An 18,009-nucleotide genomic window follows, 5' to 3' on the forward strand; every position below is an offset into this window, starting at 1 on the left:
AACGGCGCGATTTTACCATCTGCGGGCCCCGCAGTCAGAAAAAGCGCCTCACTCGGCCAGGGAGAGGTAGCGAGGGGCCTCCTGCCTCACCTGCTCCAGGGCATCTTGCAGCTCCAGCAGCTCGGGTTCGAGCTCGCTCACGGGCACGCCGTCGCGCAGCTGCTGCTCGAGCTGGGAGAGCAGGCGCTGCAGGCCGGGCACCCCCGAGTAGGCACAGCCGCCGTTGAGGCGATGGAGCTGGGCCAGCACCTCGGCATCCTCCACCTCCCCCGCCAGCGCCTCGTCCAGCATGGGTTCCACCTCGTCGAAGCTGGCCAGCAGCATGGTCAGCATCTCTTTGGCGAGATCCTCCTTGCCCGCCGCCTGGCGCACCGCCAGGGTCCAGTCTATCTGCTGATCCCCCTGGTTCTGGTGGCGCCTGTGGGCGAAGTCGGTGATGAGCTGCGCCAGCATGCCCTCGTCGATGGGCTTGGCCAGGTAGTCGTCCATGCCCTGGCGGATCAGCCGTTCCCGCTCGCCCGGGATGGCGTGGGCGGTGACCGCGACTATGGGGGTCTCGGTGTTGAGGGAGTGATGGCGGATCGCCTGGGTGGCGCTGATGCCATCCATGACGGGCATCTGTATATCCATGAAGATGATGTCGAACGGCTGGCTCTGGGCCAGGTTGACCGCCTCCTTGCCGTTCTTGCACACCACCACCTCGGTCACCATCTCCTTGAGCATGGCGGCGATGAGCTTGAGGTTGGCGGCGTTGTCATCCACTGCCAGCACCTTGACGGCCTGTACCCGGTGGGGGGCCGGCGCGGGCAGCGGCGTGCGCCTGGCCGCCTCGGGGGAGAGCAGGGCGTGCAGCAGCTTGCGGTGGTTGATGGGCTTGGAGAGGCAGTGGGCGGCGCCATGGGCCAACATGGCGTCATAGAGCGCCGGCTCGTGGCTGCTGAGCAGCACTATGGTGTTCTGTTGCCCGCTGAGGCCATCGAGACGGGTGATCACCTGCTGGGGGGTATGCAGTGTGCTGCTGCCGATGATCACCATGTCCTGGCTGCCCATCTCGGGCCAGTCGTCGGCCATGGTCAGGGAGTGCACGTCCAGCTGCCATTCGGCCAGCAGGGCGAGCAGGGAGGCGTGGGTGAAGGGATCCGGCTCCAGCAGCCAGACCCGTTTGCCCAGGATGCGATCCAGCGGCAGCCGCTCGGTCTGGGGCAGGGGCGAGACATCCAGCTCCAGATTGAAGGAGAAGACGGAGCCCTTGCCAAGCTCGGACTCGAATCGGATCTGGCCTCCCATCTGCTGCACCAGCTTCTGGGTGATGACCAGGCCAAGCCCGGTGCCACCATAGCGGCGGGAGATGGAGGAGTCGGCCTGATTGAAGGCCTGGAACAGCTGGCGCTGCTGCTCCTCCGAGATGCCGATACCGGTATCCCGGATGAGGACTCGCAGGCGAACCTTGCTGCCGTTGGGGGCCCCGGTCTGCTCGACGCGCACATCCACGTTGCCTCGCTCGGTGAACTTGATGGCGTTGCCGGTGAGGTTGGTCAGCACCTGTTGCAGGCGCATGGGGTCGCCGGTGAGGTAGTCCGGCACGGCGGCATCCACCTGCAAGGAGAGCTCGAGCTGCTTGTCGTGGGCGCTTGGTCCCAGCAGGTGCATGGTCTCGTTGAGGGTGTCCCGCAGGCTGAAGGGGATGTGCTCCAGCTGCAGCTTGCCCGCCTCCAGCTTGGAGAAGTCGAGGATGTCGTTGATGATCCCGAGCAGGTTGCGCGCCGACTTCTCTATGGTCTGCATGTAGTCGGTCTGGCTCGGGGTCAGGCTGGTCTTGAGCAACTGGCGGGTGAAGCCGATGACGCCGTTGAGCGGGGTGCGCAGCTCGTGGGACATGTTGGCAAGGAACTCGGATTTGACCCGGGCCGCCTCCTGCGCCCGCTTCTTCGCCATGTCGAGCTCGACGTTCTGGATCTCTATCTGTTCGAGCGTCTCTCGCAGATCCGAGGTCGCCTGATCGATGTTCTGCTGCATCTCCTCATGGTATTCGGAGAGCGCCTTGGCCATGGCGTTGATGCCGTTTTTCAGCATGTCCAGCTCGCCGGTGAGCTGGCCGCTGACCCGGGTATCGAGGCGCCCCTCCCTGATCCGGTGCACCGCCTGCACCATGTCGGTGATGGGCTGGGTCACGCTCTTGACCAGGCGGAAGCCGAACAGGGTGCTGATGGCGAGGCCGATGAGCACTATGATCACCGCGAAGAAGGCGTCGCGATACTGCAGGACTATGGCCCTGTCGGTGGCGAGCTGCATGGAGATGTAGCCGATGACAGGCGGCTCCAGATCGCTCGGCAGGGGGAAGCCGTCCAGGCTGGTCTCGGCCTGGATGGGGGTGCGCAAGATGATGTCATCGCCATTGAAGGTGACGCTGGTCAGGGCCGGGATGGCGCTGCCGTCCGGCAGGCGCAGCTGGCTGAAGTCCCTGTGATAGTTGGACGTCACGAACAGCTGGTTCTCCTGGGTGAAGACGGCGATGGACTTGATGAAGGGGGAGTTCTTGCGATGGGTCAGCCCGATCAGCCGCTTGAGGGATTCGCGACTGTGCTGGGTCATGCCGTATTCACTGGCGATGGCCAGGGGCTCTATGATGTTGATGCCCTGATCGATCAGGTTGTTTTCCAGCTGATGGTAGCGGTGGAAGGTGAAGTAACCGGCGATCAGGCCGCCGATGATCAGGGTTGGCAATATGGTAAATGCCAGTACACGGGCTCTGAGGCCGTACTTGGTCATGCTGATAAACCGCCGGCAAACATGATGAAGACCATAGCCCCGGGGGCGTGTGGGCGCAGGGGGAGGGCTGGCAATACAGTCGATGTCACCGTACGGGCGCTCAGGCCGTATCCTGTCATATCAATGGGCCACTTATGGTCAGATTGGGCAATGGGGCAGAGGCCGCAGCTCGGGCCCTCAGGCCGCATTTGGTCATACTATTATTCTTGTGGGACAATGGCCTGCTGCAGATTCCACAATCATGACATAGCCACCTATAGGCACCAAGTTTTATGGCCCAGTTTTTCAAGCCCCAAAAGAAATCCACCCAGCCCCAACGTATTGAATTTACGATAGACAGTCTGGACCACCACTGTGTCGGTGTCGGCCGTCATCAGGGCAAGGCCATCTTTGTCGAAGGGGCACTCCCCGGTGAGCTGATCAAGGCTCGCATCGTCGATGACAAGAAGCACTATGCCCACGCCGCCCTGCAACAGATAGTGACCCCGGCGGCCAATCGCATCGATCCCTTCTGCCCCCATTATCGCGAGTGCGGCGGTTGCAGTGCCCAGCACCTCGGCGAAGCGGATCAGCAGGCGGTCAAGGAGGCCGGGCTGGTCAGCCTGTTCGAGCGCCTTGGCAACATCAAGGCACCGGTGCTCGAGCCCGTGCTCAAGGGAGAGTCCCGCAGCTATCGCCGGGTCTGCCGTCTCGCCATCAAGTTTGACAAGAACGGTCGCTGCACCCGGGTGGGGTTCCGCCGCCGTCAATCCAATGACCTGGTGGAGGTGGCGGGCTGCCCCGTGCTGGCCGATCCCCTCTCTGCCCTCATCACCCCCCTGCGCGAGTGCCTCAATCGCTTGAAGAGCCAGCGCGAGCTGGGGCATGCGGAGCTCATCCAGGCCGAACAGGGCATCATGATGCTGCTGCGCCACACGGGTCGCCCCAACGAGGCGGATCGCGCCCTGCTGGTGGCATTTGCCGAGGCCCAGGGGATAGACCTCTATCTGCAGGCGGCGGATGAGCGCATCGAACCCCTGCGTCAACAATTTCAGCCGAGCTACACCCTCGATGGCCTGTCTCTTGCATTCGCCCCTGGCGACTTCATTCAGGTCAACGGCCCCATCAACCAGAGCATGGTGACCCAGGCGCTGGCGTGGCTGGAGGCGACCAAGGACGACAAGGTGCTGGATCTCTTCTGCGGCATCGGCAACTTCACCCTGCCGCTGGCTCGTCAGGCCCGTGAAGTGGTGGGGGTCGAGGGGGAGCTCGCCATGGTGGCCCGTGCCGAGGAGAACGCCCGTCGCAACGGCATCGACAACGCCCGTTTCTACAAGGCGGATTTGAGCGGCGACATCGTCGGTATGTCCTGGGCGCGGGAAGGCTTCGATCTGGTGCTGCTGGATCCGGCCCGGCCCGGAGCGCTGGAAGTCATGAGCCACGTGGCGGCACTTTCGCCCAAGCGGGTGGTCTATGTTTCCTGTAACCCTGTCACCCTGGCCCGGGACAGCCAGGTGCTGGTGAAGGGGGGTTATCGACTGGCTCGCCTGGGGATGCTGGACATGTTCCCCCACACCGGTCATCTGGAGTCCATGGCGCTGTTTGAACGGGATTGAGCAGGCTGTTTTCAGATTGCCGGGGCTGCGTTTTGTCGGCCTTCCGATGCCGGTAGCGCTGTTTGCGCAGGGGTGATTAGGGTAATCTAGATCTGCAAAAATGGGCCTGATGTGCGAGAGAAACCTGTTGCCGGGATCGGCAACACGCCTTGAAAACTCTCCCGTGCATCCCCATTTGAGGCAGTCATCAGCTGATGAGGGGATGGCAGAAAGCATCGGCTTTCGGCCCCACAATTTTAAGGATTGATACCATGGTTGCGGTGCGCGAAATTCATTTGAAAGACAATTTCACTCTGGAGGAGTGGGTCAGTTCCCTTACCCTGAGTGAAAGCGACAAGAATCAACTGCGAACCGTCTACCAGTACTGTCTGACGCTTGGCGACGAGGCGCTTACCAACCGCCTGCTGGTGCGTGGCGTCGAGATGGTGGGCATACTGCTGATGCTCAGCATGGATCTCGCCACCCTCAAGTCGGCCATTCTCTATCCCTTTGTCGAAGCCGGCCTCATCAAGCAGGAGAAGGTGAACGAGGACTTCGGTCCCAAGATCGCCAAGCTGGTGGAAGGGGTGCTGGAGATGGAGGCCATCCGCTCCCTGCAGACCCTGCACCGCAGCGAGACCTCCCCGGAGCAGGTGGACAACGTGCGCCGCATGTTGCTCGCCATGGTGGAGGATGTGCGCGCCGTCGTCATCAAGCTGGCGGAGCGGATCGCCTGCCTGCGGGAGGCCAAGCTGGCGGATGAGGAGACCCGGGTGCTGATGGCCCAGGAGATCACCAACATCTATGCGCCCCTCGCCAACCGCCTCGGCATAGGTCAGCTCAAGTGGGAGCTCGAAGATCTCGCCTTCCGTTACCTGCACCCGGATACCTACAAGCAGATCGCCAAGCAGCTCGACGAGAAACGACTCGATCGGGAACGCTACATCCGCGAGTTCGTGCAGTCCCTGCGCGATGCGCTGGCGGAGGCCGGGGTCGAGGCCGAAGTCTACGGCCGCCCGAAACACATCTACAGCATCTGGCGCAAGATGCAGAAGAAGCACCTCGAATTCAACGAGCTGTTCGACGTGCGCGCGGTGCGGGTGATCACCAAACGGCTGCAGGATTGCTATGCGGCGCTCGGCATAGTCCATACCCATTTCCACCACATTCCCCGCGAGTTTGACGACTATGTCGCCAACCCCAAGCCCAACGGCTACCAGTCCATCCACACAGTGGTGGTGGGGGAGGAGGGGAAGACGGTGGAGATCCAGATCCGCACCGAGCAGATGCATCAGGATGCCGAACTCGGCGTGGCGGCCCACTGGCGCTACAAGGAAGGGGCCCAGGCCGCCGCCAAGACCAGCACCTTCGAAGACAAGATCGAGTGGCTGCGCAAGCTCCTCGCCTGGCAGGAGGATCTCTCCGAGAGCGGCTCCCTGCTGGACGATCTGCGCAGTCAGGTGTTCGAGGACAGGGTCTATGTGTTCACCCCCAAGGGGGACGTCATCGACCTGCCGGCGGGGGCCACCCCGCTCGATTTCGCCTATCACGTCCACAGCATGATCGGCCACCGCTGCATCGGGACCAAGGTGGATGGCCGCATTGTGCCCTTTACCTACACGCTGCAGACCGGCGATCAGGTGGAGGTGATCACCCAGAAGGAGCCGAACCCGAGCCGCGACTGGATGAACCCCAATGCGGGCTTCCTGCGCTCCAGCCGGGCGCGGGCCAAGGTGGCGACCTGGTTCAGAAAGCTGGATCGGGACAAGAACATCGCCGCCGGCAAGGAGCTGCTGGAGAAGGAGCTGGACAGGCACAACCTGACGCTCTCCAAGGTGGACAAGGTGGTGCTGGAGCGCTTCCATGCGGAGGAGCTGGAGGACCTGCTGGCCGGGATCGGCAGCGGCGACATCCGCATCAACCAGCTGCTCAACTACCTCGACACCCGTTACAACAAGCCGACGGCGGAGGAAGAAGACCGCCGTCTGCTGGAGAAGCTGGAGCAGAAGGCCAATGCGCCCTTCCGCCCCAAGGCCAAGGATCACATCGTGGTGGAAGGGGTCGGCAATCTGATGACCCACATTGCCCGCTGCTGCCAGCCCATCCCGGGGGACTCCATCCAGGGCTTCATCACCATGGGCCGCGGCGTCTCCATCCACCGGGAAGATTGCGAACAGCTGAAAGAGCTGTCGCGCCGCAACCCGGAGCGACTGATCGACGCGGTCTGGGGGGAGAACTACTCCGGCGGCTATGGTCTCACCATCCGCATCCTCTCCAACGACAGATCCGGCTTGCTGCGGGACATCACGACGGTGCTGGCCAACGAGAAGATCAACGTCATGGGGGTGCGCTCGCGCTCCAACGTGCGCGAGCAGACCGCCGAGATCGACATGGAGCTGGAGATCTACAACATCAACGCCTTCAACCGGGCCTTGGCCAAGCTCAGCCAGCTCAACGATGTGATCAGCGCCAAGCGCCTCTGATACCCGATAAAAAGTGACCGGCCCCCGTGGCCGGTCCTGTTTTAACTCTTTGAACGAAGTGAAGCGACCCTCTCATGTTCCAAGGTGACGACCTGCCCCAGTTGCCCGACATGAGATTGACCGGCTGCGTGGCCTGATGCTAGGTAATCCCCCTTTAACGAATCGAAAGCGAACATCCCATGTCCCAACGTTACGACCTCCCTCAACTGCTCGACATCATGGCTCAACTGCGCTCCCCGGACGGGGGCTGCCCCTGGGATCTCAAGCAGAGCTTCCAGACCATAGTGCCCCACACCCTGGAGGAGGCCTACGAGGTGGCCGATGCCATCGAGACCCAGGATTGGGAAGGATTGAAGGGGGAACTCGGGGATCTGCTGTTCCAGGTGGTCTTCTACGCCCAGCTTGGCAAGGAGCAGGGGTTGTTCGATTTTGCCGACATCGTCGATGCGGTGAGCGAGAAACTCATTCGCCGTCATCCTCACGTGTTCTCCGATGCGAACCTCGGTGACGAGCAGGCGGTCAAGGTGAACTGGGAGGCGGAGAAGGCCAGGGAGCGGGCCGCGCTCGACAAGGAGAGCGTGCTCGATGACATCCCCCTCTCGCTGCCAGCCCTGACCCGCGCCGCCAAGATCCAGAAGCGCTGCGCCACCGTCGGCTTCGACTGGAAGACGCTAGGGCCTGTGGTGGACAAGATCCACGAAGAGATCGAGGAGGTGATGGAAGAGGCGCTGATGGTCGACGTGGACGAGGCACGGGTGAGCGACGAGCTCGGCGATCTGCTGTTTGCCACCGTCAATCTGGTGCGCCATCTGGGCAAGGATCCCGAGCAGGTACTGCGGGGCGCGAACGCCAAGTTCGAACGCCGTTTTCGTCAGGTTGAGCAGTTTATTGCCGCGGAAGGGCTGAAAATGACCGATTGCTCCCTGGAGAAGCTGGACGAGGCCTGGAACAAGGCCAAGGAAACCGAGCAAAGTTGATTTGGCGCAAGACGAGGCGGCGGGGAGCCTGATAGATTTTTGTTCATTGTTTGGGAGAGGGGGTTTTGGTATACTGTTTCCCCGTCCTGCTTCATCCCCGAAGCACCCCTTAAAATTCCCTAAACTTCTTTCAGGTTCAGCATGACGACAAAATATATTTTTGTAACTGGTGGCGTTGTTTCATCCCTCGGCAAAGGCATTGCCGCAGCTTCTCTGGCAGCCATTCTGGAAGCCCGTGGTCTGGATGTGACCATCATGAAACTGGACCCCTATATCAACGTGGATCCGGGCACCATGAGCCCGACCCAGCACGGTGAAGTGTTCGTAACCGAGGACGGGGCCGAGACCGATCTGGATCTGGGCCACTACGAGCGTTTCATCCGCACCAAGATGACCCGTCGCAACAACTTCACCACCGGCCGCATCTATGCCGACGTGCTGCGCAAAGAGCGTCGTGGTGACTATCTGGGCGCCACCATCCAGGTCATCCCGCACATCACCAACGCCATCAAGGAGCGGGTGATTGCCGGCGCCGAAGGCCATCAGGTGGCCATCGTCGAAGTGGGCGGCACCGTGGGCGACATCGAGTCCCTGCCGTTCCTCGAAGCCATTCGTCAGCTGGCTGCCGAAGTGAGCCGCGACAATGCCATGTTCATGCACCTGACCCTGGTGCCTTACCTGGCCGCCGCCGGCGAGGTGAAGACCAAGCCGACCCAGCACTCAGTCAAAGAGCTGCTCTCCATCGGGATCCAGCCAGACGTGCTGATCTGCCGCTCCGATCGCGCCATCCCGGCCAACGAGCGTGCCAAGATCGCCCTGTTCTGCAACGTGCCAGAGCGCGCCGTCATCTCCATGAAAGACGTCGACTCCATCTACAAGATCCCGGCGCTGCTCAAGTCCCAGAATCTGGATGACTACTTCATCGCCCGCTTCGGCCTGGAGTGCAAGGAAGCCGACTTGTCCGAGTGGGAACAGGTGGTCTATGAAGAGGCCAACCCGACCGCAGAAGTGACCATCGGCATGGTCGGCAAGTATGTCTCCCTGCCGGATGCCTACAAGTCCGTCAACGAGGCGCTCAAGCACGGTGGTCTGAAGACCCGTCTCTCCGTCAACATCAAGTACATCGACTCCCAGGACATCGAGACCCGTGGCTCCGAGCTGCTGGAAGGTCTGGACGCCATCCTGGTGCCGGGTGGCTTCGGTGAGCGTGGCGTGGAAGGCAAGATCCTGGCCGCCCAGTATGCCCGCGAGAACAAGATCCCTTATCTGGGTATCTGCCTCGGCATGCAGGTTGCCATGATCGAATTCGCTCGCAACGTGGCGGGCATGGCCGGTGCTCACTCCTCCGAATTCAAGAAAGATTGCGCCTATCCGGTTGTCGGCCTCATCACCGAGTGGGTGGATGAAGAGGGCAACGTCGAGACCCGTACCGAGAAATCCGATCTGGGCGGCACCATGCGCCTGGGTTCCCAGCTCTGCCACCTGGTGGAAGGCTCCAAGGTGCGCCAGATGTACGGCAGCCCGACCATTTACGAGCGCCACCGTCACCGTTATGAGGTGAACAACAAGCTGCTGCCGCAGATCGAAGCGGCCGGCTTGAAGGTGACCGGTCTCTCCGCCGACAAGAAGCTGGTGGAAATTATCGAGATTCCGGATCACCCTTGGTTCGTGGCGGCGCAGTTCCACCCGGAGTTCACCTCGACTCCCCGTGATGGCCACGCCCTGTTCGCCGGTTTTGTGAAGGCGGCAGGCGAATATCAGAAGCGTAATTTGAAGTAATTGAAAATAAATGCGGTTGGGGCTCTGTGCCGCAGCCGCTTTTTTTGGCATATTTTTGTTGTTTTTTTACGAAACCTGAGGAAATACACATGTCCAAGATCGTTAAAGTGATCGGTCGTGAAATCATCGACTCCCGTGGTAACCCGACCGTTGAGGCCGAAGTTCACCTGGAAGGTGGTTTTGTTGGTATGGCAGCCGCTCCGTCTGGCGCGTCCACCGGTTCCCGCGAAGCGCTGGAACTGCGTGACGGCGACAAGAGCCGTTTCCTGGGTAAAGGCGTGCTGAAAGCCATCGAAGCCGTCAACGGCCCGATCGCTCAGGCTCTGCTGGGTAAAGATGCCAAGGACCAGGCCACCGTTGACCAGATCATGATCGACCTCGACGGTACCGAGAACAAATCCAAGTTCGGCGCCAACGCCATCCTGGCCGTTTCCCTGGCTAACGCCAAAGCCGCTGCTGCTGCCAAGGGCCTGCCGCTGTACGCCCACATCGCCGAGCTGAACGGCACCCCGGGTGTCTACTCCATGCCGCTGCCCATGATGAACATCATCAACGGTGGTGAGCACGCCGACAACAACGTCGACATCCAGGAGTTCATGATCCAGCCGGTTGGCGCCAAGACCCTGAAAGAAGCCATCCGCATGGGTGCCGAGGTCTTCCACAACCTGGCCAAGGTACTGAAGTCCAAAGGCTACGCCACTGCAGTGGGCGACGAAGGCGGTTTCGCACCTAACCTGAAGTCCAACGCCGAAGCGCTGGAAGTGATCGCCGAAGCCGTTGCCGCTGCCGGTTACAAGCTGGGCACCGACATCACCCTGGCCATGGACTGCGCTGCTTCCGAGTTCTACGACGCAGAGAAGAAAGAGTACAACCTGAAGGGCGAAGGTCGTATCTTCACCTCCAACGAGTTCTCCGACTACCTGGCCGACCTGACCACCAAGTTCCCGATCGTCTCCATCGAAGATGGCCTGGACGAATCTGACTGGGAAGGCTTCGCCTACCAGACTGCTGAACTGGGCAAGAAAATCCAGATCGTGGGTGACGACCTGTTCGTAACCAACACCAAGATCCTGAAGCGCGGCATCGACAACGGCATCGCCAACTCCATCCTGATCAAGTTCAACCAGATCGGTTCCCTGACCGAAACTCTGGCTGCCATCAAGATGGCCAAGGACGCTGGCTACACCGCCGTCATCTCCCACCGCTCCGGTGAGACCGAAGACGCGACCATCGCCGACCTGGCCGTGGGTACCGCTGCTGGCCAGATCAAGACCGGTTCCATGAGCCGTTCTGACCGTGTTGCCAAGTACAACCAGCTGATCCGTATCGAAGAAGCCCTGGGTGCCAAGGCTCCGTTCCGCGGTCTGAAAGAAGTCAAAGGCCAGTAATTACTGCCTGCAATTCTTAAGCTGTTGAAAAGCCCCGCCACTCTGGCGGGGCTTTTTTGTATCCGTCGCCACTCCATTGTCAGGCCCGCCCCTGATCGGCGGCGGTTTTCCTGTGGTTGCCGCCAACCTGGCGCCAAGGCGGTCCGTCCTGGGAACTGCGCGGTTTTTTGGCCCTCGTCTGCGGGGCCCCGTCATCTTTTTTAGTCCCCCGCCCCGTCTGGCACACCGGCTTTCTTTTGTCTTGCCTGCGAATATGGGAAACTAGGCCGCTTGAAGGAGACTCAGTGCATGCGGCTACTCACTCTTATCCTGCTCCTCCTCTTGGGAGGGCTGCAATATGACTTCTGGCTGGGGAAAAACGGCCTATCCGATTATCGGGAGCTCTCCAATGCCATCGAGCGGCAACAGCAGGACAATCTGGTTCTCAAGGACCGCAACAACCTGATTTACCGGGAGATCGACGATCTGACCTCGGGCCTTGAGGCCATCGAGGAGCTGTCGCGCAACGATCTTGGCTACATCAAGCAGGGCGAGACCTTCTACCGGATCATTCCCAAAGACAAAGACCAAGCAACGGAGCCGGACGGCGTCCCCTACGATGACTGATTGCCACAGCGGGCTGACCGCCATAGTTCCGGCCGCCGGTATCGGCAGCCGCATGGGAGCAGACTGCCCCAAGCAGTACCTGACACTGGCAGGGAAAACCATCCTGGAGCATACGCTCGGCTGTTTACTGTCCCATCCGGCCATAGCCCGGGTGATAGTGGCGCTGGCGCCCCACGATCGCTGGTTTGAGACGTTGGCCGTGGCCGCCGATCCGCGGGTGCTGCGAGTGGAAGGGGGAAGCGAGCGCGCCTTCTCCGTGCTCAATGCATTGCATGTGGCAGAGGGGAAGTGGGTACTGGTGCATGACGCCGCCCGTCCCTGTCTGACCCAGGGGGATCTCGATGCCCTGATAGCCAGTGCCATGGCGTGCGATGGCGCCATCCTCGGCAGCCGGGTGCGTGACACAATGAAACGCACCGACGGGGCTGGCAACATAGTGGCGACCGTCGAGCGCGAACAGCTCTGGCATGCCCTGACGCCGCAGATGTTTCCCACCGGCACCCTGAAGCGGGCGCTGGAGGAGGGGCTGGCCCTGGGGGCCCTCATCACAGACGAAGCCTCCGCCATGGAGCGCGCCGGTTTTATCGTGAAGATGGTGGAGGGGCGTGCCGATAACATCAAGGTGACCCGCCCGGAAGATCTCTCCCTGGCCGAGCTCTTTTTACAACAACAGAGTGCGCGCCAGCAGGCGCGACCCGATTGACCCGCAGAGGGGCCCGCATGATCCGCATTGGACATGATTTTGATGAGACAGATTTCTGTGTATTGAGGGGGGAGCAGGCATGATGCGAATTGGACATGGTTTTGACGTGCACAAGTTTGGCGGGGTTGGCCCCTGCATGCTGGGTGGCGTCCCGGTACCCTATGAGCAGGGCCTGCTGGCCCACTCCGATGGCGACGTGGTGCTGCACGCGGTGAGCGATGCCCTGCTCGGTGCCATCGGTGCCGGCGACATCGGCCGCCACTTTCCCGATACTGCGGCCGAGTTCAAGGGGATCGACAGCCGCATCCTGCTGCGGAACGTCTTTGCCCGGGTACAGCAGGCTGGCTACGTCATCGGCAACCTGGATGTGACCATCATCGCCCAGGCCCCCAAGATGGCGCCCCATATCGCGGCCATGTGCGCCGTGCTGGCAGCCGATCTGCAATGTGATTTGAACCGGGTGAATGTCAAGGCGACCACCACAGAACAACTCGGGTTTACGGGGCGCAAGGAAGGGATCGCCACCGAAGCCGTCGTCTTACTGGTGAAACAATGATGCTGGAACAGCTGAGCTATCTGCACGGGGCGCCCACTGCCCGCGGCATCCTCAAGGCCGAGGCCGCCGACTTCGTGGTGAATGAAGATCTCGGCTTCGAACCCTGCGGGGAGGGGGAGCACATCTTCGTGCGGGTGCGCAAAACCGGCGAAAACACCGCCTGGGTCGCGGGCCTGCTGGCCGATGCGGCCGGCGTCAACCGCAATGCGGTGACCTGGGCGGGTCTCAAGGATCGCCACGCGGTGACCGAGCAGTGGTTCGGCATTCATCTGCCGGGCAAGGGCGAACCGGATCTCTCTGTCATCCAGAGCGACAGCATCCAGATCCTGCAGGCCAAACGCCACAACAAAAAGCTGCGGGTTGGCTACCTCAAGGGCAACCACTTCACCCTGCGCCTCACCGGTCTGGAACAGGCGGGCGATCTGGAAGCCCGGCTGCAGGCCATCGCCACTCAGGGCGTGCCCAATTACTACGGCGAGCAGCGCTTTGGCCGGGATGGCAACAACCTGGAGGCCGCCAAGGCGATGTTTGCCGGCAAGCGGATCAAGGATCGCAACAAGCGCTCCCTCTATCTCTCCGCCGCCCGCAGCATGCTGTTCAACGCCATCGTCAGCGCCCGCATCGAGCAGGGGCTGGCACACCAGCTGCTGGCCGGTGACTGCGTGATGCTGAGGGGCAGCCACTCCATCTTCAGTGAAGAGGTGCTGACTCCCGAGCTGGAGGCGCGCCTCGCCTCCGGCGACGTGCAGCTCACCGCTCCCCAGTGGGGCCGTGGCCGGCTGGCGAGCCAGGGTGCCGCCGCCGAGTTTGAACAGGCGGTGCTGGCTCCTTACGCCGAATGGTGTGACGGGCTGGAGAAGGCCGGACTGGATCAGGACAGGCGTCCGCTGCTGCTCAAGCCGGAGCAGATGAGCTGGCAGCAGGATGGCGAGGTGCTGACCCTCTCCTTCTTCCTGCCGGCCGGTGCCTTTGCCACCAGCGTGGTGCGCGAGTTAATGCAGGCCGAAGAGGCCGATCACGGTTTCAGGAACCCAACCGATGCGAATTCTGGTCAGTAATGACGATGGAGTACATGCCGAGGGCATTCGTGCCCTCAGCGAGGCGTTGACTGCCTGCGGCGAAGTCATTGTGGTGGCGCCGGATCGCAACCGCAGCGGCGCGAGTCACTCCCTGACGCTGGAAGTGCCGCTGCGGGTTACACGCCTTGGCGAAACCGGCTTTAATGGCAGCGAGAGCTATGCGGTGAAGGGTACCCCGACCGACTGCGTGCACCTGGCGGTCAACGAGCTGGTGCGCCCGGAGCCGGACATGGTGGTGGCCGGGATCAACCACGGCGCCAACCTGGGGGACGATGTCATCTACTCGGGTACGGTCGCGGCGGCCACCGAGGGGCGCCACCTCGGCTTCCCCTCCATCGCAATTTCTCTAGTGGGCAAGACCCATTTCGCCACGGCGGCCCACTATGCGGTCCTGCTGGTGGAGGGGCTGATGAAACATCCCCTGCCTGCCGATCGGATCCTCAACGTCAACGTGCCTGACCTGCCCCTCGAACAGATCAAGGGGATCAGGGTGACCCGCCTTGGCAACCGCCATCCCGCCGAGTCGGTGATCCGCAGCGAGGATCCCCGTGGCCAGCCCATCTACTGGATAGGCCCCCCCGGCAGCCAGCAGGATGCGGGAGACGGCACGGATTTCGCCGCCATCGAGCAGGGTTATGTCTCCATCACCCCGTTGACCATCGACATGACTGCCTATGACAGTCTGGCGAGTCTGGGTGCCTGGCTGGATCTGCAGGGATGACGTTGTGATAGTACAGCGCCTGTTGAATCAACTGATTGCCCAGGACATTCGTGATTTCCGCGTGCTCGCGGCGATTGCGAAAGTGCCACGCCAGCTGTTTGTGGATGAAGCCATGGCCCACAAGGCCTGGGACAACACGGCCCTGCCCATCGGCCACGGCCAGACCATCTCCCAGCCCTACATAGTGGCGCGGATGACAGAGTTGCTGATCCAGAACGATCCGGCCCATGTGCTGGAGATCGGCACTGGCTCCGGCTATCAGACCGCAGTGCTGGCCCATCTGGTGGAGCATGTCTACACGGTGGAGCGGATCAAGTCGCTGCAGTTCCAGGCCCGGCGCCGGCTGCGCCAGCTCGACCTGCACAATGTCTCGGCCAAGCACGGCAATGGCTGGCTGGGCTGGCCCAACAAGGGACCGTTCGATGCCATCCTGGTGACGGCCGCGGCGAGCGAGGTGCCCAAGGCCCTGACCGATCAGCTGGCCGAAGGGGGGCGTCTGGTGCTGCCGGTGGGGGATAGCCAGCAGACTCTGCAGCTGATCGAGCGATCCGGCTCCCAGCTGACCAGCCGGATCCTGGAGCCGGTGCGTTTTGTCCCCCTGATTGACGGAGATGTGGAGTGAAGTTGTTTTCCCGTTTGTACGTACTGGTGATGCAGTGGGCCCGCCACAAGCACGCCCCCTGGTATCTCTCCATCACCGCCTTTATCGAGTCGGTGTTCTGGCCGATCCCGGTGGACGTGATGCTGGCCCCCATGGCGCTCGCCAAGCCGCACAAGGCGTGGCACTACGCCGGGTTGGCAACCCTCTTCTCTGTGCTGGGGGCGCTGTTTGGTTATGCCCTTGGCTATGCCCTGTGGGAGCCCGTGGTCCAGCCGCTGGTGGTCTCCGTCGGCTATGAAGACAAGATGGCGCTGGCCGAGCAGTGGTTCACGCAGTGGGGGATCTGGGTGATTTTTATTGCCAGTTTCACGCCGATCCCCTACAAGGTGTTTACCGTCACGGCCGGCTTGCTTCATATGGCGCTACTGCCATTTATCGTGACCTCCCTCATCGGTCGTGGCATGCGCTTCTTCCTGGTCGCGGGCCTGATGCGATGGGGGGGTGAGAAGATGGAGCGCAAGCTGATGCACTATGTGGATGTGCTCGGTTGGCTCTGTATTGGTTTGGCCATTGCGGCCTATTTCTGGTTTAGTCGTTAAGGATCCACTATGCGTTCGCGTGTTTGGCAAGGAAGTAGTGTCGTCGTGTTGTCATGGCTACTGCTTGCCTGCTCTTCCAGCAAGACTGCTGCCCCGGTACAGAGTCTCGGCAATGACCCCATTGCCTCGACCATCCCGACTCGTCAAAACATGGCCAATTCGGGCATGCAGGGTGGCAGTTACACAGTGGTGAAGGGGGATACCCTGTACTCCATCGCATTCCGTTCGGGCATGGATGTCGCCTCCCTCGTCAGCCTCAACGGGATCAGCCCCCCCTACAACATCTATCCGGGCCAGCAGCTCAGGCTGGATGGCTCTTCCGGCGCCGTGGTCAGCACCGGCATGGCGATGAGCCGTCCTGTCACAAGCGGCAACGGCACCTATGAGGTGCGCCGTGGCGATACCCTGAGCAGCATAGGCCGCCAGTTCAATGTCTCCAATCAGACGCTGGCACAGCGCAACAACCTGCAGGCACCCTATTCGCTCCATGTTGGCCAGGTGCTCAACGTGGGGGCGAGTGCGGTGGCAGGCGGCCAGATGGTGGCGGCGACCACTCCGTCGGTGACCAGCTCAGGGCCCAAACCCATGGCGACGGCACCGGCAGGTACGACCACCCCGTTTATTGCTCAGAAAACGATTGCTCCTGCATCGTCAACAGCATACGCTCAGGCGAAAGAACAAAAAAACATCAGTTCCCAGTCAACTCTCTCCTGGCATTGGCCAGCTAAGGGACGGATAGTCGAAGGCTTCTCCGTTGCGGAACAGGGCAACAAGGGCATCGACATCTCCGGCCAGAAGGGCCAGCCCGTTTACGCCGCCAGCGGCGGCAAAGTGGTCTACGCGGGCAGTGCACTCAGGGGTTACGGCAAGCTGATTATTCTCAAGCACAACGATGACTATCTCTCTGCTTACGCCCACAACGACGAGTTGAGGGTCAGGGAGGGAGACTCCGTCAAAGGCGGAGCCGTTATCGCCAACATGGGTAGCACGGATGCGCCGGATGTGCGCTTGCACTTTGAAATCCGGTACAAAGGCAAGTCAATCAACCCGATGGGCTATTTGCCAAAGCGTTAACCCAGAGAGCTAGGTCTTACTCTGGTTCAGGTCAGGGAGACATATCATGAGCCAAGAACAACTGGTAATGCAGGATGCAGAGTTAGAGTTCGACGAAGAGCTGGAGGCCCAGGAGGAAGAAGAGGTTCAGGAGGTTGCCGCCGAGGCTGAGGAGACCATCTCCGATGAGCTCATGGTGCCGGAACTGAACAAGGTGATGGACGCCACCCAGCTCTATCTGGGGGAGATCGGCTTCTCCCCCCTGCTCACCGCCGAAGAGGAAGTCTATTACGCCCGTCGTGCCCTGCGCGGTGACAAAGCCGCGCGCAAGCGCATGATCGAATCCAACCTGCGCCTGGTGGTCAAGATTGCCCGGCGCTACAACAACCGCGGCTTGGTGCTGCTGGATCTCATCGAAGAGGGCAACCTCGGTCTCATCCGCGCGGTCGAGAAGTTCGATCCGGAGCGCGGCTTCCGTTTCTCCACCTATGCCACCTGGTGGATCCGCCAGACCATAGAGCGGGCCATCATGAACCAGACCCGCACCATCCGGTTGCCGATCCATGTGGTCAAGGAGCTGAACGTCTATCTGCGCACCGCGCGCGAACTCTCCCATCGTCTCGACCATGAACCCACCGCCGAAGACATCGCCTTCGCGCTGGATCGCTCGGTCGACGATGTGAACCGCATGCTCAAGCTCAACGAGAAGATCACCTCGGTGGATACCCCCATCGGCGGCGATCGCGACAAGGCCCTGCTCGACGTGCTGTCCGATGAGCGAGGCATGGGGCCAGAGCTGGAGTCCCAGGAGGATGACATGCGCAGCAGCATAGTGCACTGGTTGGAAGAGCTGAATCCCAAGCAGCGTGAGGTGCTGGCTCGCCGCTTCGGCCTGCTCGGTTACGAGCCGGCGACGCTCGAAGACGTGGGGGCCGAGATTGGTCTGACCCGGGAGCGGGTGCGCCAGATCCAGGTCGAGGGATTGCGCCGCCTGCGGGAGATCCTGCTGGGACAGGGGCTCTCCATCGAGGCCCTGTTTAGAACCAATTGACCCGAATCAGCCGACGGCTGTTATGCCGAGGGCAGACACAACAAAGGGGCCAGAGGCCCCTTTTTCATTG

Annotated in this window: 15 protein-coding genes; 14 read left to right on the forward strand and 1 reads right to left on the reverse strand. The window is 61.5% G+C overall.

Translation table 11 applies throughout. The annotated features are described in order from the left end of the window. Positions 1-48 precede the first annotated feature (48 nt). Positions 49-2,769, reverse strand: a complete 2,721-nt coding sequence (barA, locus tag HB860_RS01660; RefSeq protein ID WP_247625544.1) for a two-component sensor histidine kinase BarA — start codon at positions 2,767-2,769, stop codon at positions 49-51. 272 nt (positions 2,770-3,041) lie between these two features. Here barA and rlmD point away from each other — a divergent pair, with 272 nt between their 5' ends. The 14 genes from rlmD to rpoS all read left to right on the forward strand — a co-directional run bounded on the left by rlmD (position 3,042) and on the right by rpoS (position 17,939). Next, positions 3,042-4,364, forward strand: coding sequence for a 23S rRNA (uracil(1939)-C(5))-methyltransferase RlmD (gene rlmD, locus HB860_RS01665; RefSeq protein WP_247625545.1), 1,323 nt, complete (start codon positions 3,042-3,044; stop codon positions 4,362-4,364). 251 nt (positions 4,365-4,615) lie between these two features. Further along, entirely contained in the window at positions 4,616-6,826 is a 2,211-nt protein-coding gene (gene relA, locus HB860_RS01670; RefSeq protein ID WP_005332770.1) for a GTP diphosphokinase, read from the forward strand. 179 nt (positions 6,827-7,005) lie between these two features. After that, positions 7,006-7,803, forward strand: a complete 798-nt coding sequence (mazG, locus tag HB860_RS01675; RefSeq protein ID WP_247625546.1) for a nucleoside triphosphate pyrophosphohydrolase — start codon at positions 7,006-7,008, stop codon at positions 7,801-7,803. 141 nt (positions 7,804-7,944) lie between these two features. Then, entirely contained in the window at positions 7,945-9,582 is a 1,638-nt protein-coding gene (pyrG, locus tag HB860_RS01680; protein ID WP_139434027.1) for a glutamine hydrolyzing CTP synthase, read from the forward strand. Between the two features lie 89 nt (positions 9,583-9,671). After that, positions 9,672-10,970 (forward strand): phosphopyruvate hydratase, encoded by a 1,299-nt coding sequence (gene eno, locus HB860_RS01685; RefSeq protein WP_139434028.1) that lies wholly within the window; start codon positions 9,672-9,674, stop codon positions 10,968-10,970. A 288-nt stretch (positions 10,971-11,258) separates the two neighbouring features. Continuing rightward, positions 11,259-11,576, forward strand: a complete 318-nt coding sequence (ftsB, locus tag HB860_RS01690) for a cell division protein FtsB (protein WP_025328246.1) — start codon at positions 11,259-11,261, stop codon at positions 11,574-11,576. Next, positions 11,569-12,279, forward strand: coding sequence for a 2-C-methyl-D-erythritol 4-phosphate cytidylyltransferase (ispD, locus tag HB860_RS01695; protein ID WP_247625547.1), 711 nt, complete (start codon positions 11,569-11,571; stop codon positions 12,277-12,279). The genes ftsB and ispD overlap by 8 nt, the downstream gene beginning before the upstream one ends. Positions 12,280-12,358: 79 nt before the next feature. After that, positions 12,359-12,835 (forward strand): 2-C-methyl-D-erythritol 2,4-cyclodiphosphate synthase, encoded by a 477-nt coding sequence (gene ispF, locus HB860_RS01700; RefSeq protein WP_247625548.1) that lies wholly within the window; start codon positions 12,359-12,361, stop codon positions 12,833-12,835. Continuing rightward, a complete protein-coding gene (gene truD / locus HB860_RS01705; RefSeq protein ID WP_247625599.1) occupies positions 12,835-13,893 on the forward strand; it encodes a tRNA pseudouridine(13) synthase TruD in 1,059 nt (352 codons plus the stop codon). The genes ispF and truD overlap by 1 nt, the downstream gene beginning before the upstream one ends. Continuing rightward, positions 13,874-14,635 carry a 5'/3'-nucleotidase SurE gene (gene surE / locus HB860_RS01710; protein ID WP_205642448.1) on the forward strand — a complete coding sequence of 254 codons (762 nt, stop codon included), beginning with the start codon at positions 13,874-13,876 and terminating at the stop codon, positions 14,633-14,635. Before truD ends, surE begins: the two co-directional genes overlap by 20 nt. A gap of 4 nt (positions 14,636-14,639) precedes the next feature. Beyond that, positions 14,640-15,257 (forward strand): protein-L-isoaspartate(D-aspartate) O-methyltransferase, encoded by a 618-nt coding sequence (locus HB860_RS01715; RefSeq protein ID WP_005332743.1) that lies wholly within the window; start codon positions 14,640-14,642, stop codon positions 15,255-15,257. After that, complete coding sequence (locus HB860_RS01720; protein WP_162519102.1) at positions 15,254-15,835, forward strand: YqaA family protein; 582 nt, start codon at positions 15,254-15,256, stop codon at positions 15,833-15,835. Before HB860_RS01715 ends, HB860_RS01720 begins: the two co-directional genes overlap by 4 nt. Positions 15,836-15,844: 9 nt before the next feature. Beyond that, positions 15,845-16,909, forward strand: a complete 1,065-nt coding sequence (locus tag HB860_RS01725; protein ID WP_247625549.1) for a LysM peptidoglycan-binding domain-containing protein — start codon at positions 15,845-15,847, stop codon at positions 16,907-16,909. 46 nt (positions 16,910-16,955) lie between these two features. Then, positions 16,956-17,939 carry an RNA polymerase sigma factor RpoS gene (gene rpoS, locus HB860_RS01730; protein WP_043131996.1) on the forward strand — a complete coding sequence of 328 codons (984 nt, stop codon included), beginning with the start codon at positions 16,956-16,958 and terminating at the stop codon, positions 17,937-17,939. Positions 17,940-18,009: the final 70 nt, after the last annotated feature.

The organism is Aeromonas genomosp. paramedia, assembly GCF_023093515.1.
Taxonomy (GTDB): Bacteria; Pseudomonadota; Gammaproteobacteria; order Enterobacterales; family Aeromonadaceae; genus Aeromonas.